1 protein-coding gene is annotated in these 733 nt (G+C 67.1%); it reads right to left on the bottom strand.

Going from position 1 to position 733, the window contains the following annotated elements; translation table 11 throughout:
- The coding region (gene moxG / locus VP06_RS33325; RefSeq protein WP_048468119.1) for a cytochrome c(L), periplasmic at window positions 1-550 on the bottom strand (550 nt) is incomplete at its 3' end.
- Window positions 551-733: the final 183 nt, after the last annotated feature.

The raw sequence follows: 733 nt of genomic DNA, 5'->3' as shown, positions 1-733 counted from the left end.
AAGTCTCGCCGAGCTTGTAGGGCGTATATTTCTTCTTCTGCTCGTCGTTCAGCCACTCGGCATCCTTGACCGGACCCGTGTAGAGGTGACGGACCCAGGCGGTGACCTGGAGGATGTCGTCGAGGGTCAGGCTCTCGTTGTGCGGCCCCATCTGGCCGTTGGCGCCGCCGAACACCGTCGAGAACAAGCCGGCATCGGTCGTGTTCTGCGGGTATGTCCAGTAATTGTCGTTGAGGCCGGGGCCGATCTTGCCCTCGCCGATATGGCCGTGGCAGCCGGAGCAGGCGGCGAGGAAGGTCTGCTCGCCCTTCTTCAGGCAGCTCGCATCGGTGTTGTAGGGGTTGTGGCCGGTGGCCAGGAACTGCTTCACCCCGGGCGTGTCCTTGCCTTCCGGCAGCACGTCGCTGAGGTCGAGCTTCTCGCCGGTGACGATGTTGCGCAGGTCGACGGCGCTGCTCTGCGCCGTGGTGGCGCGCGGCAGGGCGCCGAGGCCGGCAATGAGGATGACGAGCCCGAGGCTGGCGCCGAGGGCGGTCCTACGCTGGATCATGAACGCTCGCTTCAAGTCGAGGGACCGCGCCCGGCGGTCCGCGAAGGATAGGAGTGAGGGAAAGGCTCAAGAGCCGGTCGGCACCGTCGGCACGCCTTCGTCCTTCAGGATCGCCTCGATCGCCGGGCGGGCCTTGACGAGGGCCTGATCGAGGGCGGCCAGCAGCGCGTCGTCGCCGCGCCG

The sequence above is a fragment of the Methylobacterium aquaticum genome (genome assembly GCF_001043915.1).
Classification (GTDB): Bacteria; Pseudomonadota; Alphaproteobacteria; order Rhizobiales; family Beijerinckiaceae; genus Methylobacterium; species Methylobacterium aquaticum.
The sequence above is the reverse complement of the archived record's forward strand: the minus strand, read 5'-3'. Positions and strand labels throughout refer to the sequence as shown.